This is a genomic window from Lentzea sp. NPDC004789, from assembly GCF_053601075.1.
In genome coordinates this window covers 385,030-405,361 of sequence record NZ_JBSGBE010000003.1, presented here as the reverse complement: position 1 = coordinate 405,361, position 20,332 = coordinate 385,030, and the positions used below count along the sequence as shown (strand labels likewise).

The following is a 20,332-nucleotide window of genomic DNA, read 5'->3' as shown; positions in this document are numbered from 1 at the left end:
CAACTCAGGCGCCGCCGCCCGTCACCACGACGACCACGCGTCCACCTCCGCCCGCCACGACCACGACCACCCGGCCGTGCGGGATCATCTTCTGCTGATCCGCAGGACCTCGTTCAACCTCCGCGGATCCTTCAGGCCGCGGCTCAGCAGCTTCGCCGCGTCGACGAGGTTCCTGTCGTCCCGCGTCATGAGCTCGCCGACGTGGTCGAGGCACGCGTCGACCAGCACGTCGTGGCCGGGCAGCGGCACCTCGGGGTGGAGCTCGTCCAGCCGGGCGGCGAACTCGGCCCGCCGGTAGGCGACCTCCCTGGGCGTGAACACGTGCTGCGCGAGCCCGTACTCCCACATCCAGAAGGCGAACTCCACGAACGCGGCCCGGTCCCCGACCTCGTCCTCCGCGGTCCGCACGGCCGTCAACCGCGCGCAGTACCGCCACCACGAGCGGAAGTCGTCCGGCCTCTTCTTCTCGGCCCACCGAACGCGCTGCGCCACCGGCATGGCGCAGACCTCTTTCAGCTGCTGCCAGACCGCCCGGTGGTCGCCCTCGAACGTGATGGTGTGGTCCTCGCCGAACGCCGAGAAGACCTTCCGCACAGCGCCGGGCTCGTCCTCCACCGACACGTACAACGTGACCTGCGCGTCCGGTTGCCAGTACCGCTGATGCCCGAACTCGGGCCCGCCGAGCGCGACGAGCGCGACCCCGCGCCGGGCCAGCTCGTCCCGCAGCTCGTCGAACATCTGCAGCCCGCTGAACGGTCCGTACCTGGCCACGATCGCCCGATCGAGTGGCAGGTCGTACGCCAGCCGATGCGCCTGCACCGCCCAGTGCTGTCCCATCAGCCCAAGGCCGCGCTTCCGTTCGTACCAGGACATCTCCACCAGTCCGTACGACCGCCAGTACGTCCGGCCGTCCCGGTTCTCGCCGAAGTCGTCGCCCAGCACGGCGGCCACCGCGTCGGGACTCAGGTTCGCGTCGACGCCGAGGATCGTGCCGGTCTGCACGACGTCGGCGAAGAAGTCGGTCCTCGCCCCCACCTACTGGCCGGCGACCTTCAGGCCGACCGGGCACGACACACCCGTGCCGCCCAAACCGCAGTAGCCGTACGGGTTCTTGGCGTCGGACAGGTACTGCTGGTGGTAGTCCTCGGCTTTGTCACATAGACCCTGCATACCGCTAGGAAGGCTTGTAGGGGTACTCATGGCGGGCGTTCTTGGTCAACGAGAGCCACCACGGCCCATCAGGGCGCTCCTTGATGAATTGCTCTACAGCGTCCCAGTGGATCGCCAGCCGCACCAGCTGCGACCAACGATCAAGGTTTCCAGCACCCCGCAAGTTCACGCACTTCAAGCCATGTTCATGAGCCAAAGCAGCCTCGTGTGGTCGTGTGCGCAGGTGATGATCGATCGTGATCACCACCCAGCCACGTGAGGCCACGAGCGGTATCCACTCGATGTCCTGCATGCCAAGGTCCACGAGTTGATCCACAGGAGGTCGGCCGATCAGGGCTGTGTCCCTACGCAGCCCTGCGATTGCCTTGCCCAATGCGAGGGTGTTCTCGTCCACGAAGAAGCGGACGTCGTCGAGCTCCATCGAAACTGCCTCAAGCCACCAGGTTGTGCGTGGCCGTGAAGTCGACCGCTTGCTGAACTTGGTCAGGGGTCAGCTCGTACCAGGCGGCGATGTCTTCGACCTGGTCACCTGCGAACACCATCTCGGCCAAAGTCGTCACAAGGATGCTTCGCCCGACAATCGTGGGCCGTCCGCTGCGGTGCTCCGGGTCGATCGCCACGTCCGGGTATCGCGGATCGGCTTGGAACCGCACCGCGATGGTCTTCCCCTCTTGCGGCCGAACAGGATCTACCTCGTAAGTCGCTGCCCGAACAAACCGTTCCACCCGTGGCGTCACGACAAGCTGACCCGTGCGCACGACAACGAAGAGATCGTCCTCAAGCTGGGCGGCGTGCTGAGCGCGCATGAGGATCTCGCGCCCGTTCGGAAGCAAGAACGGCTGCGCATAGGCCAGGGGGTACCTGTGCCCGAACTCCTGACGCAGGTGATCAACAACGATGCGGAGCTTCTGGATCCTGATGTGGTCGAGGTCCCGGTACTCGCTCAACAGGCGAACCTCGGTGAACTCACCCCAGGTAACCCATCGGTCTCCAGTGGACTCTTCCCTAACAATGGGCGCGTAGTGCTTACCAGCGCGGCGATAGCCGTCAACCCATCGCCGTGTTGTGTCCTGGTTCAGTCCGAGGAGCCGATCCACCTCGCGGAAGGTGTAGACCGGTCGATCCAACAGTGAAACTACTTCGCCCACGACGCCACGATCGCACAGAAGAGCCTGTTCGGGGCAAGTTGCTTCGAACAGAAGTGCGGAGATTCCGTTGATCAGGTGACCTGGGTCGCAGTCAGCTCCCGGTGACCTTCAGTCCTGCGGGGCAGCTGACGCCCGTACCGCCAAGGCCGCAGTACCCATATGGGTTTTTTGCGGCCGAAAGATACTGCTGGTGGTAGTCCTCGGCGTAGTAGAACTCCCCGAGCGGCACGATCTCCGTGGTGATCGGCCCGAGCCCGGACTCGCTCAACGCCTCCTGGTAGACGTCCCGGGAGGCCTCGGCCGTGACCCGCTGCCCTTCGTCGGCGTACAGCACGATCGACCGGTACTGCGTGCCCACGTCCGCACCCTGCCGCATGCCCTGCGTCGGGTCGTGCCCCTCCCAGAACACCCGCAGCAACGTCTGCAGCGGCAGTTCGGACGGGTCGAACACGACGAGGACCACCTCGGCGTGACCGGTCAGCCCCGAGCACACCTCTTCGTAGGTGGGGTTCGGCGTGGTGCCGCCCGCGTAGCCCACGGCGGTCGACCACACGCCCGGCGTCTGCCAGAACAGGCGTTCGGCGCCCCAGAAACAGCCCATGCCGAGCACGATCGTGCGGTGCCCGCCGGGAAAGGGCGGCGTCAGGGACCGGTCGGGGAAGACCGCGTGGAACTCCGGCGGCAGAAGCGGTGTCGCGCGGCCCGGCAGCGGAACCTCAGCGGGTTTCTTGTCACGACCGAAGATCGCCATGTCGCCGAATGCTACTCAGCCGCGCACGTGAGAGGCGTTACAGAGCGTGAACGGTAACAATCGTCCGTTCCCGGGCGGGGAGGCAGTGATCACCGGTACTTTGTCGGCGCCGGGATGCGCCTGGAACGAAGGGCGGAACCGTCCTCATCTCGTCACACGGGCAGCTGTACAAGATCAAGACAGTCCTGGGTCGCTGACATCACGGGGCGGACGCCGAAGAGCTGTTCCCGTGAGTCACAATGACGTTCGCTGAGCATCACTGGAGGGGCGGAAATGGCGTGGCAAGACGAACTGCGGGAGCTGGACAACGCCCTCGCAGAGGGCCGTATCTCCGCTGACGACTACCGTCGGCGTCGAGACGAGGTGCTCTCCGGGTCGGCCGGCACCCCCGCACCGTCGCCGCTCAACCAGGGCGCGGCGAACGCACCGTTCCGCTGGACCGCCACGCCGCCCCCGGCGGGGCCGCAGTCCGGGCCGCAGCCGGTGGTGAACCCGGACGCGACGCAGGTCGTCACGCCCCAGCCGCCGAACGCCGCCGCGAACCCCGATGCGACCCAGGTGGTGAACACCGGAGCGCGCAACCCCGACTCCGAGCGCACCCAGTACGTCCGGCCGGTGCAGCCGCAGGGCGGCTGGCAGTCCGGGCCCCCGCAGCAGGGCGGCGCCGTCCCTCCGCCGCCGTGGCTGACCGGTGACAACGGCTTCGGCTCCGAGCCGAGCCCCGGCTGGGTCGCGCACGGTCCGGAGGTGTTCGACGAGGAGTCCTCCGGCGCGGGCAAGAAGATCCTCGTCGTCCTGCTGGTCGTGCTCGTGCTGGGCGGCATCGGCACCGGCGTGTACTTCCTGGTCAACAACAAGGGCGGTGGCGGGGAGACGCAGGCGCAGTCGACCTCGCAGACGCCCACCACGACGAGCAAGCCGAAGCCGACCGACCCGTTCGAGATCCTGCTCGACCAGATCCCGCAGCCCGGCGGCAAGAAGGACCTCAAGGTCGAGGTCGCCAAGGGGCCCCGCCTGCTCGAGACCAAGTTGCTGGACCAGGGCGAGATCGATCTGCTGACCGCGGCGAACGTCACGAACGTCCCGTTCAAGTCCGCCAAGAAGGAACCCGACCAGCTCGGCCCGACGTCGGACGAGTTCTCGGTGATGGTCTTCCCGACGCAGAGCGAGCAGGACGCCACCACGCTGGTCGCGAAGCTCAAGGCGTACCAGGAGTCGCAGGGCCTGGTGTACATCAAGGAACCGCTGCCGGACATGCCGCTCTCGTTGATCTTCGAGAAGAAGGTCGGCAACGACGCGGGCATCTACCGCGGTATCTGGGCGTCCGGGAAGAACGTCGTCCGGGTCAACGTGCAGCAGGTGCCGGTGAGCAACGAAGCGGCTCTGAGCGGCAGCTACCAGCGGCAGACGCAGGCCGCGCTGCAGGCCTTCCCCGCTCAATGACCCCGCTGCGGAAGCTGGGTCTGCCCGAACGCGACGGCTGTCTGCTGCTCGGTGACCACGGCGAGATCACCTATCTCGACGGCGGTGAGGAGCTCGTCGGCGCGATCATCGCCGAGGCGTCCGACCGGAGCTCGTTGAGCGACGAGCTCCACCACGCGGCCGGCGAGACCTGGGCCGAGCAGTACCACCTCGACCGGGGACGTGCGAACGTGCTGCGCGCGCTCGACCTGCCGGCCGACGCGGTGGCGCTGGAGATCGGGTCCGGCTGCGGTGCGGTCACCCGCTACCTCGGCGAGAACCTCGCGCTGGTCGACTCGGTCGAGCCGGTGGCGGCGCGGGCCCGCGTCGGTGCGCGCCGGGTCGCCGGCCTCGACAACGTGCAGGTGTTCGTCGGCACCGTCGAGGACGTGCCGGACGAACCGGCGTACGACCTGGTGTTCGTCATCGGCGTGCTCGAGTACGTGCAGGACCGTCCGGCGTTCCTCGAGTCGTTGCGGCGCAAGCTGAAGCCCGGCGGCACCCTGGTGCTCGCGATCGAGAACCAGCTCGGCGTGAAGTACCTCGCCGGCGGGCACGAGGACCACACGGGTGTGCGGTGGGAGGGCGTGCAGGGCTATCCGGGCGAAGGCCCGGCCAGGACCTTCGCCCGCCGGCCGCTGGAGAACCTGTTGTCCGGCGCGGGTTTCCGGCCGGCGCGCACGCTGGGCTGCTTCCCCGACTACAAGATCACCCGCACGGTCCTGTCGGCCGAGCTGTCCGACCAGCACCCGGAGCTCGCCACGGAACTTCCCCGATTCCCCAGCCCCGACTGGGGTTTCGACGAACCGCGCCCGGTCGACGAGGCGGCGCTGTGGCACCAGTTCGTCGGCGCGGGACTCGCGGCCGAGGCGTGGAACAGCTTCCTCGTCATCGCCACGACGGGTGCCGGCGAGAGTCCGCTCTGGCCGGACGACCGGCTCGCCGTCTACTTCAACACGGACAGGGCCGCGCGCTGGTGCAGCCGCTCGGAGGTCCTGGGCTCCCAGGTCGTCCGGCGCACCCCGCTCGTCGCTCAGGTAGAGGACGACGTGTCCGTGCGCGCCTACGACGAGCCGCTGGTCGAGGGCACGCCGTTGCTGACGTTGCTCGCACGGGAACCGTGGCGGGTGGAGGAGCTGCTCACCACGTGGCGGGCCGTCCTGCACGCGCGCGTGCAGGAGCTCGGCGGTGCGATCTGGGACCTGTTGCCGCACAACCTGTTGGTGAGCGGTGACGAGGTCGTGGCGATCGACCTCGAGTGGTGTGTCGAGGGCATGAGCGTCGAGGACGTGGAGCAGCGCGGGTTGTTGCTCACGGCGGACAAGCTCGCCGCCGCCGGGTGGCGGGGAGCCGGTGAGCGCACGACGGTGCGGGATCTGGCCGGGTGGCTGGGGGTGCTGCTCGGTCACGCTCCGTCCTATGTGGACGAAGCGGTGGAGCGGGAGGCGCGGTTCCAGGCCGTGCGGATCTGCGGGGCCACGAAGGGCGCCGGACTGCGGCGCGAACAGGACTACCTGAGGATGGCTTGGCGCAACCGCCTCGCCGAGCTCGTTGGGGGTACGGGATGAACGGCAGCGAACTGGACTCGCTCGTCGACAGGGTGTTCGCCGACGTCGACCGGACGATCGTCGAGAACGACTCGATGTACGGGGGCAACGACGAGCACTACTTCAGCGTTGCGCGGGACGCGTTGCGCGCGGTGCTGAGCGCGTTGCAGAACGCCGGACGACCGGATCCGGCGCGGGTGCTCGACTTCGGTTGCGGCTACGGTCGGGTGCTGCGGACGTTCCGCGCCGCGTTCCCCAAGGCCGAACTCATCGCGTGCGATCTCGATCCCGCCGCCGTCCAGCGTTGCGTGGACGCCTACGACGCCCAGCCGCTCGCCGCGGCGATCGACGTGGACGAGATCGAGCAGGTGCGGGACGTCGACCTCATCTGGTCGGGTTCGGTGCTCACGCACCTCGACGCCCCGCAGTGGGTTCCGCTGCTCCGCTACGTCGGGCGGGCGCTCGCGCCGGGTGGTGTCGCCGTGCTCACGACGCACGGCCGCCGAGTCGCGTGGCGCATGGAGAACGGCGAGCAGTTCAACTACAGCTACGGGCTCACCGACGCCGCCGCGAACCGCGTGCTGGCGACGTACCAGGCGTCCGGTTTCGGCTACGCCGACTACCCCGGTCAGGACGGCTACGGCATCTCACTGAGCTCGCCGGGCTGGGCGATCCAGAAGGCGCTGGAGACCCCCGACCTGCGGCTCGTCGGCTACCACGAGGCCGCGTGGGACGTGCACCAGGACGTGATGGTGCTGGTCAAGGACGCGAACGCGGTGCTGAAGGTCCGGCGATGACCAGCGCGTTCGTCGAACTGCCTGCCAGGTCGGTCGGACATCAGTTCGAGCTGCGCGGCTGGGTCCGCGGGATCGCGCTCGCCGACGTGACCGTGCACATCGCGGGTCACGTGGCGAACCTGCGCGAGCACGGCGAGGCCCCGGACGGCGCGACCGGCTGGGCCGCGCACACCACGAAGCCGGTGCCCAACGGAGTTCAGTCCGTCAGCGTGATCGGACCTGCCGGGGAGCTGCTGGCCCAGGAGGTCGTGATCGTCGGCAGCGACGAGGGCGACGATCCGCTCGCGCTGGTCGAGCTCGACGGACCGGCTCCCGACGCCGAGGTGACCGGTGACCTGGTCCTGGTCACCGGCTGGGCGATGCTGAACAGCCGCGCGCCGAGCATGGTCGAGGTCTTCGTCGAGGGAAGTGGCGTCACGCGCGCACGGACCCGGCTGCCGCGGCCGGACGTCGGCGCCGCGTTCCCGGACTTCCCGGACGCCGTCGTGAGCGGGTTCGAGGCTCGGGTACCGGTCGACCTCCCGCCGGGGGGCGCGCGCCGGGTTTCCGTCCGCGTACGGCTCACGACGCACGGCGCGGGTGAGTGGACTTCGCCCACGCGGTTCGTGACCGTGCGGAATCCCGCGGGCGATGCGGCGGACGAACTGCTGGCGGACCAGCTGGAAGAGCAGACCGCTCGCTTGCTGGAGCACGTGAGCGATCGACGCGATCCGAAGCACGTGCTGGTGCTGACGCACAGCCTCGCGATCGGTGGCGGCCAGCTGTGGTTGCAGGAGCTGCTGACCGGGCTCGTGAAGAAGCACGACTGGCGCGCGACCGTGGTGACTCCGGTCGACGGACCGCTGCGGGACGACTGCGCGGCCCTCGGCGTGCCGGTGCACCTGACGTCGCACTACCGGATCGGCGACATCGCCTCGTACGAAGGCCATGTCAGCGAGCTGGCGTTGCTCGCCCGCGCGTCCGGCGCCGGAGTCGCGCTGGTCAACACCCTCGGCGCGTTCTCGGCCGCGGACGCCACGAAGCGTGCCGGCCTGCCGACGGCGTGGGTCGTGCACGAGAGTTTCGAACTGCCCGACTTCTCGTTCCAGAACTGGGGTCCCGCGGGCCTCGCGCCCACCGTGAAGCAGCGGTGGGAACGCAGTCTCGGCGCGGTCGACCGGCTGCTGTTCGTGGCGGACGCGACGAGGGAGATGTTCGTCGGCCACTCGACGCCGCAACGCTGCCGCACGATTCGCTACGGCACGCCGATGGTCCGCTTCGGCGGGCGGATCAGCGAGCACCGGCGTCGTGAGGCGCGGGAGCGGCTCGGGGTACCGCAGGACGCGTTGCTGCTCCTCAACGTGGGTGTCGTCGAGCCTCGCAAGGGGCAGGCGGGGTTGATCGCGGCCGCGGAGCGGGTGCGGCACGTCGTCGGGAACCTCGTGGTCGCGATCGTCGGACAGCACCCGACGCCGTACGGCCTGGCGCTGGACGACCTCGTCGAACGGGGTGGGCTGGAGGAGTCGGTCCGGCTCGTGCCGATTCAGCGAGACCCGACGCCGTGGTTCCACGCGGCCGACCTCTTCGTGAACGCCTCCGACATCGAGTCGCTGCCGCGCTCGATCCTCGAAGCCGTGTGCTGCGGCCTTCCGGTGCTGGCCAGTGACGTCTTCGGGGCACGCGAGATGATCGAGGACGGACGCACGGGCTGGCTGTTCGAGCCCAACAACGCCGACGCGCTGACGGTGGCGCTGCTGCGCGCCCTCGACACACCCGCCGAACGCCGCCGCGAGTTCGCGGACAACGCGTTCGCCAAGCTCAGCGACTGGCTGGACCCGACGGGGTACGCGGACGAGTACTCCGACGTGCTGTCCGAGATCGCGAACCAGGGGGAACGATGAACGACGATCTCAGCGACCTGCCCGGTCCGGTGCGCGCCGAACTGACGAGGCTGCGCGCCGAACGGGTCGTGTTCGTGTCGGAACGGGAAAAGCTGCTCGCCCAGCTGCGGGAGGCCGACGACTCGGCCCGCGAGCTGATGGCCGACCGCGACCGCCTCGCCGCTCAGGTGGCCGAGCTGCCGGACACCGTGCGCAGTTCCGAGGAGCAGACGGCGAGCATCGACGCGTTGCGCGCCGAGCTCGCCACCGCTCGTCAGGAACGCGACGCGCTGCGCAACGAGCTGACCGGCACCCGTGCCGAGCGGGACGCGCTGCGGCTGCGGCTGCTCGACGCCGAAGTGGTGCTGGGCGGCCGTGAGCCGTCCGCTCCGGTGGCGACCACCTCCACCAGTGGCGCCGACCGGATCGCCGCCGCCGAGGCCCGCGCCGCACACCTCGCCCGTGAGCTGGCAGCCACCCGCGCGACCATCAGCTGGCGGGTCACCGCACCGCTGCGCGCCGTTCGCAGGAAGTCCCGATGACTTCGCCCGACCTCTGCCTCGTCTCGGCGGTGGGCGGTTCGGTGTTCATGGAGGAGCTGCTGGAGGTCGTCGCCGACGCCGTGCGACGCGCCGGTGGCCGCGCGCGCACCGCGCGTGGCCGCTTCCCCGAGCCCGACTCCGACACCGTGTACGTCGTCGTCCCGCACGAGTACTTCTACGTCACGCCGGTCGCCGACCGTCCCGCGCCGGAGCTGCTGCGCCGCACCATCGCGTTCTGCGTCGAGCACCCCGGCACGATGACGTTCGACCGCACCGCCGCGCTGGTCGGCTCGCTCGCGGGTGCCGTCGACATCAACGTCGACTCGACCGAGGAACTGCGGCGCCGGGGTGTGGCCGTCGAGCACTTCCAGCTCGGGTACACCCCGTTGTGGGACAGGTGGGGCGGCGACCCGGAGGCGGACCGTTCGATCGACGTCACCTATCTGGGTACAGCGGAACGACGGCGCTCTCTGCTGCTCAACGGCTACTCGCGCGATCTCGACGAGCTGCGCGTCCGGCTGCTGACCCCGCCGCACGAGCCGATGGGGCCCGAGCGAATCGACTTCCTGCCCGGCGAGGCCAAGTTCGCGCACCTCGCGAACTCGCGTTTCCTCATCAACCTGCACCGCGAGCAGTCGAAGGCGCTGGAGTGGGTACGGGTGCTGGAGGCGCTGACGAACGGCTGCGTCGTGCTGACCGAGCCGTCGACCGACGTCGAACCACTGCTGCCGGGAAAGCACCTGGTGGTGGCTTCCGCGACCTCGCTGGGCGCGGTGGCCGCGGCGCTGGCCTCGGACCCCGGACGTGAGCGCGACCTGCGCGCCGCCGGCTACGACTTCGTGCGCAACGTCCTGGACATGCACGGCTCGGCGCAGACGCTGATCTCCCTGGCGACGTCCTTGGTGGACGGTCGCGCCGAGGTCGCGCCGCTGCCGCCGTTGCCGGAACCCGCCGCCGTGCCCACCGAGAAGCCGCTGGCCGTCGACACGCCGTCGTGGGACCCGAGGTTCGCCGGCGCCGCCTCCCTCGGCCGCTCGGTCAGCGAGGCCGAAGCCATGGCGTGCGCGCTGGCCGTGGAACGGACGACGTTCGCCCAACGCGCCGCCGGTCGCGACTGGCAGGACCACCGGCCCGTGACGCCGGGGTCCGGTGTGGACGTCCTGATCGTGCAGCGCCCTGGCGAACCCGACCCGGACGGACTGGTCCTCGACCTGCTCGGCGGAACGGTCCAACCGGAACGGATCCTGCTGTGCGCGGACGGCACACCCGCCCCGGCGCGGAGCAATGCCACCGCCGTCCTGCACCACGAGATGCCGCTGGGCCGTGGCGTCGCCCGCAACGGCCTGCTGGAGCGCTCGGCAGCGGACCACGTGCTGGTGCTGGACGCGGGCCTGCGCGCCTCACGACACCTGGTCGAACGCCTGCTGGCCGCCGACGCGGACGTCGCCCACTGCCCGATCGGCGACCCGAAGTCCGGCCTGGTGGCCGCGCTGCCGCTGGAACGGCGCCGGTTGGCGCAGATCCCGTACCTCGGCTGCGGCTACCTGGTGCGCCGCCCGGTGCTCGACAAGCTGGGCGGCTGGACGGCGGACCCGTTGCTGGAGGGTCTGGAGGACCACGTCTTCTGGCGTTCGGCGGAGTCGTCGGTACTCGTGCAGCAGGTGTTGTTGCAACGCCAGCTGCCGGACCCGCCGGTCAGGCCGGTGGATCTCCATCCACAACGAGTGTGGGCCTCGATCTGTTAAGAACGCGAGTCGGTCCGAGCTGCAACCCGCCGCGAGTGCTACACGTCTACTACTTGTGTAAGTCACCACTCGGAGGCGACACATGTGGATCAGCGTGACATTAGTCACATTGGGCGGTTTGGCGTTCCTGACGCGAACCGTAATGGCCCTCCTGGCCGTTTCCCCCAACAAGGACGCCAGTGATTACCCTAAGCCACAAACGTCCACCAATTGAGATACTCGTTCGGACTACGGCTTACGGACGAACGTTGACTTACCGTACGATCCTTTCGGGTCGTATGACTGAACGGTCACCCGAAGGGGACCTCACAGGGGTAGGTGCGCCATGGACCACGCACTGAGCAAGGTCATCGAGCTGCGCGAGAGCGGGTTCCAGTTCCTCCACCTGAGGGACGACGCCGGGCAGCTCGACCGCATCATGGCGTTCAAGCAGCGCAGAGGCTTCATCGACTCGATCCTGTTCTGGTCCGAGACCGAGGCGCGAGCCGGGCGTTTGCCCGCGGTCCGCGACTCGGCCCGCCCGGCGCAAGCCGTGTGGATCTACGAGGGACCGTTGACCGAGGCCGTGGACAGGCTGCTGGACCTGCCTGAGCCCGGCGCGCGCAACGCTCCGACGTTGATGAAGGCGACCGCTTCGGATTTGGCGGTGGTCACCACGCTTCCGTTCAAGCTGAAGCTGCCGCCCGGCGCGATCGCCTAGTTCACCGTTAGTCCTTTTCGAAGTCGCCGCGCTTAACGGCGCCGATGAACGCTGCCCAGTTGGGCGCGGCGACGACGGAACTCGTCTTGTTCTTGGAGTCGCGCACGCGCGCGACTGCGCCATTCAGCGCAATCTCGACGCAGTTGCCGTTTCCGCCGTTGTTGCTGCGGCTGCTCTTGCGCCACACCTGAACCCCTACCTCTCGGCAGCCAACCTCTCGATCCACACGGCGGACTCTTCCGGGGTCAACGCCAGCTTCGAGAGGTGCTTGAAGGTAAGGGTAGTGGCCTTCACGCGGCTGGGGTCTTCTATGTGCATCGAGCCTCCCGCGTGCTCCACGTAGAGCACCTGCGGATGTCCGGCGAACGGGAAGTCGAGCAAGGTGAAAGGCCCGTTGTGCCCGTCGTGCAGGCCGGTCGCGTCCAACAGGACCTGGACTGTGACGTTGGGGAGCAAGCCAGCTCTGTTGATGTGCAGCAACTGCTCGCGATCTGCATGGCGAAGTGCGGACTCCGCGATGATGGCGTGGTAGCGCACCGGGCTGTCGCCGGTCAGACGCTCCTGCCTCCGCACACGAACCGCGACCTGATCGTCGATCCACTTCCTGGACCGTTGCGAACGAGCGCCGGCGAACACCGCGTGCATGTACCCCTTGGTCTGCACCATGCCCGGGACATAGCTCGACTGGAACTCTCTGATCACCGACGCGTCATGCTCCAAGCTGATGTAGCCCTGATCCTCCAGGCGATACTGCTTCCACCAGCCCTTTTCCTTGGCCAGCTCCCACATCTCGATGTACGGCGCTTCCTCGTCGCCGATCACGCCGTAGAGGTCGAGCATCGCTCGCAACGCGTGGATGTCCGGCACCTGGCCGTTCTCGATGCGGCTGATCTTGGGGACGTTGTAGAGCAGCCGCTCGGCGACCTGTTGCTGGCTCATGCCCGCGCGTTCACGCAGCAGTTGCAGCGCCTCTCCCAGGCGCTGCTGCCGGAACGTGGGTTCAGCCACGGTCCAAACGGTACGGGCAAGATCCGCAGTTTGAGATTCTCACTTCGCAGGTGCAGTGAGGACCGTCGTTCGCATGGACCATCTCCACCGCATCGAGTACCACCGGCGGTTGCCCGGCGGCGGGCTGAGGCTGGAGCACGCCGAGGAGGTCGTCGACCACGGTTGGTACATAAGGAAAGGCGAGGACTGGCGGCAGCGGTACACCGTGGAGTGCGCCCAGGACTTCATGGCTCGCGCTGGAACGCAGGCGGGTCTGTACGCGATCTCGGTGTGGCGCGGCGAGAAGCGGGTCTGCACGGTCGCGATGGAGTGGCGTCCCCTCAAAGGATGAAGAAGTTCCCTCGCCTGAGTTACGGAGCTTGATGTAGAGGGGTCGAACACGACACCTTCGCGCCCATGAACCTCAGGAAGACCATCACGGGGGCCGCTGTTGCCCTCGGCAGCGCCACCGTCATGCTCGGCCTGGGCGGCATCGCGCACGCGGACACCGCGGACGCCAACGTCGCGACCACGCCCGATCTGGGCGGCCAGCTGGGCGATGTCGCCAGCGTCGGCGACCTCGCGTCGGTGAACACCAAGGACGCCGCCGGCAAGATCCAGGCGATCAACGCGCAGGACATCGACGTCAACGCGCTCGTCGAGAACGTCGACGCGGGTGCCATGGGTGTGCCGGCCTCGACGCTGCTCGGCCTCAACGAGCCGCAGGGTCCGCCGCACGCCAACGCCGGCGTCGACATCTGATCTGACCAGTACTTCCTGGCCGGGGCGGCGCCCGATTCCCTCCCCCTCGAATCGGGCGCCGTTCCACTTTTCACCGGAGCGGAACGCCTTGAGCATCAAGAAGATCGTCGCATCCGCAGGTCTCGCCGCCGGTGCCGTCGCCGCCATGGCGGGCAGCGCGAGCGCGAGCCCGGTTCCGCAGATCGACGGCACGATCAAGCAGGTCAGCGACCTCGCCGGGAGTGCGGGCCTCAGCACGCTGCACAACACCGGTGGCAACGTGGAGATGATCCACGACGGCACCGAAGTGATCGGCGGCTAACGTCCGACCGCGTAACCCTGCGCGCCGCGTGGATTCGCGCCGGCGCGCAGAAGTCCGCCTGAGGCATCCCTCGCCACGGCGGACATCCGGCCGAGGGTCCACTCGCCGGCGTCCACGACCTGGTGGCCCTTGGCACGCAACGCTTCCAGGACGTCCGCGCCGGCGCGGGACTCGATGACGAGCTCGCCGGGCGTCCAGGCACGCGGGTAGAACGAGCTCGGGAACGCGTTCGAGTGCCACATCGGCGAGTCGATGGCCTCCTGCAGGTTCAGGCCCGCCTGGTGCGCCAGCCAGAAGCCCAGCTGCCACTGGTCCTGCTGGTCTCCGCCGGGCGTGCCGAACGCGAGAGCGGGTTCGCCGTCGCGCAACGCCATCGACGGCGACAGCGTGATCCGCGGCCGCTTGCCGGGAGCCAGTGAGTTCGGCAAACCCTTGTCCAGCCAGAACATCTGGGCGCGGCTGCCCAGGCAGAAGCCGAGCGACGGGATCGTCGGCGACGACTGCAGCCAGCCGCCGGACGGGGTCGCGGAGACCATGTTGCCCCAGCGGTCCACGACGTCCACGTGCACGGTGTCGCCACGCGTCACGCCGGAGCGGGCCACCGTCGGTTCGCCGAGCGCGCCGATCGGGTCGGACACCGAGACCGCCGGTCCGGCGATGATGTGCTTGGGCAGCAACGGTTCCCGGCCGTCCGGTGAGCCGGGACGAAGTTCGAAGGACGCCTCGGAGCCGATCAACGCACGGCGTTCGGCGGCGTACGAGCGCGACAGCAACGTCTCCAGCGGCACGTCCGGATCATCGCCGTACCAGGCCTCACGGTCGGCGAAGGCGAGCTTGGCGGCCTCCACGGCCAGGTGCACGGTCTCCGCGGTGGGCTTGCCGTCCACATAGGACAGCTCGTGGCCCTCCAGCAGCCGGAGCTGTTGTGCCAGAGCGGGTCCCTGCGTCCACGCCCCCGCCTTCACCAGCGTCCAGGAGCCGAAGTCGGTCAGCACGGCGTCCTCGTACGACGCCTCCCACGACGCCATGTCGGCACCCGTCAGCACACCGGCGTGGTCACGGCCGGAGTCGTCGCGGAACGCCGAACGGCAGAACTCGTCGACCTGTGCCGCCACGAACCCCTGCGACCAGGCCCGGCGCGCGGCCTCGATCTGCGCCTCGCGATCAGCGCCCGCGGCCTCGGCGGCGGCCAGCAGCCACTCCCACGTGTCGGCGAGCTTGGGGTTGCGGAACCGGCCGCCCGCGACGGGCAGCGAACCGCCCGGCATCCACTGGGCCGCGGACGTCGGCCAGTGGTCGCGGAACAGGTCGGACACCAGCGAGATCGTGTGCACGGCACGTTCCACGAGCGGGAAGCCGTCACGGGCGTAGCCGATCGCCCGATCCAACACGTCGCGCAACGATTTGGTGCCGTAGTCACGCAGAAGGGTGAGCCAGCCGTCCCAGGCTCCCGGCACCGTCGCGGCCAGCAGCCCACTGCCGGGAACGAGGTCGAGACCCAGCGACGTGTAGTGGTCGACGGAGGCGCCGGCGGGGGCCACGCCCTGACCGCAGAGCACGCGCGGCGTGGAGCCGGCCGCCGAGAAGATGATCGGAACCTCGCCACCCGGACCGTTGAGGTGCGGTTCCACGACCTGCAGCACGAATCCGGCGGTGACGGCGGCGTCGAAGGCGTTGCCGCCGTCCTCCAGCACGGCCATCGCCGCAGCGGAGGCCAGCCAGTGGGTCGAAGCGACCATGCCGAAGGTGCCGACGAGTTCGGGGCGCGTGGTGAACACCCCATAAAGGTATGCGACGCTAACTAAATTGCGTGACTCCGAGTGACGCACGCCCCACACCCGAACGGAGTAGTCCGCACAGGCCGTGCGGACATACTTTGGTCGTAGCTGACCGTGACAGAACTCCTACCAGAGGTCTACCGGTGCGGCGGATGTTTCGAACACCGTCGAACGGCACAGTTCAGAGCATGGGAATCCTGACGATCGCGACCATCTTCATCGGCCTCGCGCTCCTGGCCGCGGTGCCGTTGGTGGCACTGCTGCACTGGACCGACCGTTGATGCGGTATCAACCCTTGGGGTAACGAGCGTTAACCTCCTCGCGAGCAGCCCGCTTCGAGGAGGATGAAGGCATGGAGATCTCGGGTACCGCGGCCATCGTCACCGGTGGCGCGTCCGGTCTCGGCGGCGCGACCGCACGTGCGCTGGCGGCGCGTGGAGCGCAGGTGTTCGCGCTCGACCTGCCCAGCGCCATCGAGAAGGCCGACGCCGTCGAGAACGTCACCTACCTGGCCGCCGACGTGACCTCCGGTGAAGAGGTCCAGGCCGCCGTCGACACCGCGGCAGGATCCGGCAACCCGCTGCGCATCACGGTGAACTGCGCGGGCATCGGTCCGTCGTCCCGGACCGTCGGCAAGACCGGCCCGCACGACCTCGACCTCTACCGCAAGATCATCGAGGTCAACCTGATCGGCACGTTCAACGTGCTGCGCCTCGCCGCCGCCGCGATGGGCAAGACCGAGGAGCTCGAACACGGCGCCCGCGGCGTCATCATCAACACCGCGTCGATCGCCGCGTTCGACGGCCAGATCGGCCAGGTCGCCTACGCCTCCTCGAAGGGCGGCGTCGTCGGCATGACCCTGCCGGCCGCCCGCGACCTGAGCAGCGTCGGCATCCGCGTGCTCACCATCGCGCCGGGCATCGTCGACACCCCGATGCTCGCCACGGTCTCCGACGAGTTCCGCGCGGGCCTCGCGGCCGGCGTGCCGTTCCCGAAGCGCCTGGCGCAGCCGGCCGAGTACGCGCAGCTCGCCGTCTCGCTCGTCGAGCACGACTACCTCAACGGCGAGGTCATCCGCATGGACGGCGCCCTGCGGATGGCACCCCGCTAGAGGTCGCCCGCGAACGGCAGACGGGACATCGCGTCCGAGGTCATCCACTCGCGCAGGCGGTGGGTGGCCCGGACGTCGTCCTCGTTGTACTCGAGCAACCGCCGCCGCTGGTCGGTGTCGAGCGCGTCGCCGTTCATGCCGACAGCGGCCCGGTACCAGCGCATGGAGTTCTCGCCGCCCGCCTCCGGGTCGCGCCAGGAGAACCCGGCGACCGGCGCGATGATCTTCAGGCCCTTGCCGTGCGCGCACAGGAACTGCTCGCGGACGATGCCGAAGAGATCGACCCATGAGTCGGACTCGATGAACTCCTTGATCTGGGCGACCGTCGGAATGCCCGGCTTGCCCGCGAACCGCTCCGCCGAGGCGAGCAGCCAGCGGTTCTCCGCGAGCTCGTTGTAGCAGTAGGCGCGGAACGACAGGCCGCGTGCCTTCGCCCGCAGCCGGATGCCCGTGAGCCAGGTCCAGAACTCGGCGAACGAACGCGCCTCGTCGTCGCACGGCAGCGCGTCCCACGTGACGAACGCGCGGTACCCGTGCTCCTCGTCGATGTCCTTTCCGGACAGCAGGCAGCCCCACATGTACGCGCCGAGATCGCCGAAGCTCTCCATGTCGACGTCGACCTCGACGTCCGCCCGAGGCACCTTCATCTCGGGCACGCGCCGCACCAGCGTGAGGTCCCGCAGCCACGCCCGTGCCAGCACCACCGCGTCGCCGAACGGCATGCCCACCAACTGGATCGGGCCCTCGGCGGACGGGTCCAGCTCGGCCAGCGCATCCACAGTGGACAGACCGATCTTCCGCAGCGCCACGGCGTCCTCGCCGCGCACGACGAGGCTCACGTCCCGGCCCTGCTTGAGGTCGTCGTCGCAGGTCGGCCACCACGGGCAGGTCTTGCAGTCGACGATCCGCGACGGCCGCGCGAGCGGGTCCCGCTGGTTCGCCGCGGCCAGGGCCACGGCCAGCCGGTCGCTGAACCTGGCGTCGTACTCGGCCAGCGCGTTGCGGCCGCCCGGCCACGTCGGCGCCTCCAGGTCGTGCCACAGCACGACGTCGGCGTCCATGCCGATCACGCCACCGGTGGCGCGCCCGTGCGCGGCGTACCCGGCGGCCTGCAGCTGCCGTTGCGCGTGGGCCAGCCGCAGCTGGTCGCGCGGCTGCGGCCGGACCTTGCGGTGCGGATCCGTGCGGCTGCCACCGGGCAACGGCATGGTCAACGGGCTGGTGCGCGCGCCCTGGCCGGGATCGGTGATCTTGTGCCGGACCACCAGCACCGGCACGTACCCGGTGGAGTCCTTGACCAACAGGTCGATCCCGCCGCGACGACCGCCTCGCGGGTCGCGCGGCAGTGCGGCGCCCCAGATGTACGGCGCGCCCATCTCCATCGCGGCGAGCGTCACGCGTTCGCGGTCCGCGCTGCGCACGTCCGGCCCGTTCGGCACCTCGAAGAGGTTCGAGCCGACGATTCTGGCGAGCGCGTCCGCCACCGCGCGACGATGGTTCGTCGCGTCCGCTTTCCGTTGTTCCGAAGCCGGATCCGGCGCCGCTTTGGGAGCGTCGCGCATCTCCGGATCGTTTTCGAGGTGCACCCGCCGCCGACAACGAGTGACCACGCCGGCGTCTAGCTGCACCTGGGAAGTCACGGATGCAGCGTATGTCGCGAGTCGACCCGATGTGTCAGCAACCTGGGCAGTAAGTTTCCTCTGACGGAGGAGGTGTACCCGAATGGCGCGCAAAACCGGGCATCTGATCACGCCCAAGAGGGCCAAGAACCTGGTCGGCGTGGCGAAGGTGGTGGCTCCGGCGCTCATTCCGGTGCTCGCTCCGGTGATCGCTCGCGGTGCCGGGATGCTGAGCGAGCAGTACGACCGCTATCGCGCTCGCCGCCTCGGCATCGACGTCGCGGACATCGGCAAGTACTCCGGCCACGGCGCCCGGCTGCACGCGCGGATCGTCGGGATCTCGGACTCGATGGAGACGTTGCGCGCCTCCGACTCCGCCTGGGTGACGAAGACGGAGACGCGGCTGTCCCAGCTACTTGCCGCCGTGCGCGCTTCCGAGCGGATGCCGTCGGTCCGCCGCAAGGCCGCTCACCGCGCCGTCAGCACCGATCTCGACTTCATCGAGCAGGAGCTGCTGCGCCGCCTCAACGTGCGCTGAACGCTGAATGATCGGGTCGGACCGCAGGTCTCGCACCAGCGAGAAGCACAGCCCGATCATGACCACCATGAACGGCAGCGCCGCGATGATCGTCAGGTTCTGCAGCCCGGTCAGCGCGTTCGACCCGCCGACGAGCAGCATGACCGCCGCGACGGCACCGGTCAGCACGCCCCAGAAGATCACCACGGGCTTCGTCGGCCGGATCGAGCCGCACTGCGAGAGCGTGCCCATCACGATCGACGCCGCGTCCGCGCCGGACACGAAGAAGATCGCCACCAGCACCATCACCACGACCCCGGCGACGGTCGCCAGCGGGAACTGGTCGAGCAACGAGAACAGCTGCGACTCCGGCGTGGACTGACCGGCGAGGTCGACGCCGGACCGCTGCTCGAAGATCGCCGTGCCGCCCATGATCGCGAACCACACCAGCGACACGGCCGACGGCACGAGGATCACGCCCGAGACGAACTGCCGGATGGTGCGGCCGCGGGAGATGCGGGCGATGAACATGCCGACGAACGGCGTCCACGAGATCCACCAGGCCCAGTAGAAGATCGTCCACCCGGACAGCCAGGTCTCGGTGGCGTCCCCACCGGCGGCCGCGGTCCGTCCGGCCATCGTGGCGAGCTCGCGGAAGTAGTCGCCCAGCGCCGTGGGCAGCAGGTTCAGGATGAACACCGTCGGCCCGACCACGAACAGGAACAGCGCCAGCACCACGGCCAGCACCATGTTGATGTTGGACAGCCACTGAATGCCGCGCGCCACACCGGACACGGCGGACGCGACGAACGCCACGGTCAGGATCGCGATCACGGCGACCAGCAGACCCTTGCCGACCCCGCCCACCCAGCCGGCGGCCTGCAGACCGCTGCCGATCTGCAGAGCACCCAGCCCCAGCGACGCGGCCGAGCCGAACAACGTCGCGAAGATCGCCATGACGTCGATCGCCCGCCCCCAGCCGCTGGCCGCGCGACGGCCCAGCAACGGCGTGAACGCGGCGCTGATCAGCGACGACCGGCCGCGGCGGAAGCTGCTGTACGCGATCGCGATGCCGACGATGGCGTAGATCGCCCACGGGTGCAGCGTCCAGTGGAACAACGTGGTCGCCATGGCGTTCTCCAGCGGATCGCCAGACGTGCCGGGCGGCGGCTTCACGTAGTGCGTCAGCGGCTCGTTGACGCCGTAGAACATCAGACCGATGCCCATGCCGGCGCTGAACATCATCGCGACCCAGGAGACGGTCCTGAACTCGGGTTTCTCGTCGTCATCGCCGAGCGGGATCCGGCCGTAGCGGCTGAAGGCGAGCCAGAGGGCGAAGAGGACGAACCCGGAGGCCGAGATCACGAAGGCCCATCCCAGATTCTGGATCACCCAGCCGAGCGCCGTCTTCGAGACGGACGCCAGGCTGGAGGTGCCGACAATTCCCCAGGTCACGAACGCAAGCGTCAGACCAGCGGCAACGCCGAACACGACACGGTCGGTACGGCCCGGCTGGTCGCATTGGTTGTGCATGCGG

At 69.0% G+C, this 20,332-nt stretch carries 20 protein-coding genes and 2 pseudogenes; 12 read left to right on the top strand and 10 right to left on the bottom strand.

Going from position 1 to position 20,332, the window contains the following annotated elements; all coding sequences use genetic code 11:
• Nucleotides 1-84: 84 nt before the first annotated feature.
• The 5 genes and pseudogenes from ACWEIJ_RS09585 to msrA form a co-directional block, all read right to left on the bottom strand.
• The gene (locus ACWEIJ_RS09585) at nucleotides 85-1,035 is read right to left on the bottom strand and encodes a hypothetical protein (protein WP_449836706.1); all 951 of its coding nucleotides are present in this window, start codon (nucleotides 1,033-1,035) and stop codon (nucleotides 85-87) included.
• Nucleotides 1,036-1,149 (bottom strand): annotated as a pseudogene (locus ACWEIJ_RS09580) (peptide-methionine (S)-S-oxide reductase MsrA); the annotation flags it as partial. It abuts the gene before it with no gap.
• Between the two features lie 25 nt (nucleotides 1,150-1,174).
• Entirely contained in the window at nucleotides 1,175-1,591 is a 417-nt protein-coding gene (locus tag ACWEIJ_RS09575) for a PIN-like domain-containing protein (RefSeq protein ID WP_449836705.1), read from the bottom strand.
• Between the two features lie 10 nt (nucleotides 1,592-1,601).
• Complete coding sequence (locus tag ACWEIJ_RS09570) at nucleotides 1,602-2,318, bottom strand: DUF433 domain-containing protein (RefSeq protein ID WP_449836704.1); 717 nt, start codon at nucleotides 2,316-2,318, stop codon at nucleotides 1,602-1,604.
• A gap of 91 nt (nucleotides 2,319-2,409) precedes the next feature.
• A complete protein-coding gene (msrA, locus tag ACWEIJ_RS09565) occupies nucleotides 2,410-3,069 on the bottom strand; it encodes a peptide-methionine (S)-S-oxide reductase MsrA (protein ID WP_449836703.1) in 660 nt (219 codons plus the stop codon).
• Between the two features lie 273 nt (nucleotides 3,070-3,342).
• Here msrA and ACWEIJ_RS09560 point away from each other — a divergent pair, with 273 nt between their 5' ends.
• The 7 genes from ACWEIJ_RS09560 to ACWEIJ_RS09530 all read left to right on the top strand — a co-directional run bounded on the left by ACWEIJ_RS09560 (nucleotide 3,343) and on the right by ACWEIJ_RS09530 (nucleotide 11,720).
• Complete coding sequence (locus tag ACWEIJ_RS09560; protein ID WP_449836702.1) at nucleotides 3,343-4,512, top strand: hypothetical protein; 1,170 nt, start codon at nucleotides 3,343-3,345, stop codon at nucleotides 4,510-4,512.
• Entirely contained in the window at nucleotides 4,509-6,098 is a 1,590-nt protein-coding gene (locus tag ACWEIJ_RS09555; protein WP_449836701.1) for a methyltransferase, read from the top strand. The genes ACWEIJ_RS09560 and ACWEIJ_RS09555 overlap by 4 nt, the downstream gene beginning before the upstream one ends.
• Nucleotides 6,095-6,874 (top strand): class I SAM-dependent methyltransferase, encoded by a 780-nt coding sequence (locus tag ACWEIJ_RS09550; protein ID WP_449836700.1) that lies wholly within the window; start codon nucleotides 6,095-6,097, stop codon nucleotides 6,872-6,874. Before ACWEIJ_RS09555 ends, ACWEIJ_RS09550 begins: the two co-directional genes overlap by 4 nt.
• Nucleotides 6,871-8,754 (top strand): glycosyltransferase family 4 protein, encoded by a 1,884-nt coding sequence (locus ACWEIJ_RS09545; protein ID WP_449836699.1) that lies wholly within the window; start codon nucleotides 6,871-6,873, stop codon nucleotides 8,752-8,754. Before ACWEIJ_RS09550 ends, ACWEIJ_RS09545 begins: the two co-directional genes overlap by 4 nt.
• Nucleotides 8,751-9,275 (top strand): hypothetical protein, encoded by a 525-nt coding sequence (locus ACWEIJ_RS09540; RefSeq protein WP_449836698.1) that lies wholly within the window; start codon nucleotides 8,751-8,753, stop codon nucleotides 9,273-9,275. Before ACWEIJ_RS09545 ends, ACWEIJ_RS09540 begins: the two co-directional genes overlap by 4 nt.
• Entirely contained in the window at nucleotides 9,272-11,020 is a 1,749-nt protein-coding gene (locus ACWEIJ_RS09535; RefSeq protein ID WP_449836697.1) for a glycosyltransferase family protein, read from the top strand. The genes ACWEIJ_RS09540 and ACWEIJ_RS09535 overlap by 4 nt, the downstream gene beginning before the upstream one ends.
• Before the next feature lie 325 nt (nucleotides 11,021-11,345).
• Complete coding sequence (locus ACWEIJ_RS09530) at nucleotides 11,346-11,720, top strand: hypothetical protein (protein ID WP_449836696.1); 375 nt, start codon at nucleotides 11,346-11,348, stop codon at nucleotides 11,718-11,720.
• A gap of 7 nt (nucleotides 11,721-11,727) precedes the next feature.
• Here the strand turns inward: ACWEIJ_RS09530 and ACWEIJ_RS09525 are convergent, their stop codons facing one another.
• On the bottom strand, nucleotides 11,728-11,907 hold the full coding sequence (locus ACWEIJ_RS09525; protein WP_449836695.1) for a DUF397 domain-containing protein: 180 nt from the start codon (nucleotides 11,905-11,907) through the stop codon (nucleotides 11,728-11,730).
• An 8-nt stretch (nucleotides 11,908-11,915) separates the two neighbouring features.
• Complete coding sequence (locus tag ACWEIJ_RS09520; RefSeq protein ID WP_449836694.1) at nucleotides 11,916-12,728, bottom strand: helix-turn-helix domain-containing protein; 813 nt, start codon at nucleotides 12,726-12,728, stop codon at nucleotides 11,916-11,918.
• 73 nt (nucleotides 12,729-12,801) lie between these two features.
• Here ACWEIJ_RS09520 and ACWEIJ_RS09515 point away from each other — a divergent pair, with 73 nt between their 5' ends.
• The 3 genes from ACWEIJ_RS09515 (at nucleotide 12,802) to ACWEIJ_RS09505 (ending at nucleotide 13,770) form a co-directional block, all read left to right on the top strand.
• A complete protein-coding gene (locus tag ACWEIJ_RS09515; protein WP_449836693.1) occupies nucleotides 12,802-13,059 on the top strand; it encodes a hypothetical protein in 258 nt (85 codons plus the stop codon).
• Nucleotides 13,060-13,124: 65 nt separating this feature from the next.
• A complete protein-coding gene (locus ACWEIJ_RS09510; RefSeq protein ID WP_449836692.1) occupies nucleotides 13,125-13,469 on the top strand; it encodes a hypothetical protein in 345 nt (114 codons plus the stop codon).
• Nucleotides 13,470-13,557: 88 nt separating this feature from the next.
• Nucleotides 13,558-13,770 (top strand): hypothetical protein, encoded by a 213-nt coding sequence (locus ACWEIJ_RS09505; protein ID WP_449836691.1) that lies wholly within the window; start codon nucleotides 13,558-13,560, stop codon nucleotides 13,768-13,770.
• Here the strand turns inward: ACWEIJ_RS09505 and ACWEIJ_RS09500 are convergent.
• Nucleotides 13,767-15,548, bottom strand: a complete 1,782-nt coding sequence (locus ACWEIJ_RS09500) for a gamma-glutamyltransferase family protein (protein ID WP_449836690.1) — start codon at nucleotides 15,546-15,548, stop codon at nucleotides 13,767-13,769. The genes ACWEIJ_RS09505 and ACWEIJ_RS09500 overlap by 4 nt on opposite strands.
• Before the next feature lie 352 nt (nucleotides 15,549-15,900).
• Here ACWEIJ_RS09500 and ACWEIJ_RS09495 point away from each other — a divergent pair, with 352 nt between their 5' ends.
• Nucleotides 15,901-16,659, top strand: coding sequence for an SDR family NAD(P)-dependent oxidoreductase (locus ACWEIJ_RS09495; RefSeq protein WP_449836689.1), 759 nt, complete (start codon nucleotides 15,901-15,903; stop codon nucleotides 16,657-16,659).
• Here ACWEIJ_RS09495 and ACWEIJ_RS09490 read toward each other — a convergent pair.
• Complete coding sequence (locus ACWEIJ_RS09490) at nucleotides 16,656-18,299, bottom strand: TM0106 family RecB-like putative nuclease (RefSeq protein WP_449836688.1); 1,644 nt, start codon at nucleotides 18,297-18,299, stop codon at nucleotides 16,656-16,658. The genes ACWEIJ_RS09495 and ACWEIJ_RS09490 overlap by 4 nt on opposite strands.
• Nucleotides 18,300-18,381: 82 nt before the next feature.
• Between ACWEIJ_RS09490 and ACWEIJ_RS09485 the strand changes: the two are divergent.
• Nucleotides 18,382-18,810: pseudogene (locus tag ACWEIJ_RS09485) on the top strand (DUF6474 family protein); the annotation flags it as partial.
• On the opposite strand, the gene ACWEIJ_RS09480 reads toward ACWEIJ_RS09485, so the two are convergent.
• Nucleotides 18,691-20,328 (bottom strand): BCCT family transporter, encoded by a 1,638-nt coding sequence (locus tag ACWEIJ_RS09480; protein ID WP_449836687.1) that lies wholly within the window; start codon nucleotides 20,326-20,328, stop codon nucleotides 18,691-18,693. The pseudogene ACWEIJ_RS09485 and the gene ACWEIJ_RS09480 sit on opposite strands and share 120 nt — an antisense overlap.
• Nucleotides 20,329-20,332: the final 4 nt, after the last annotated feature.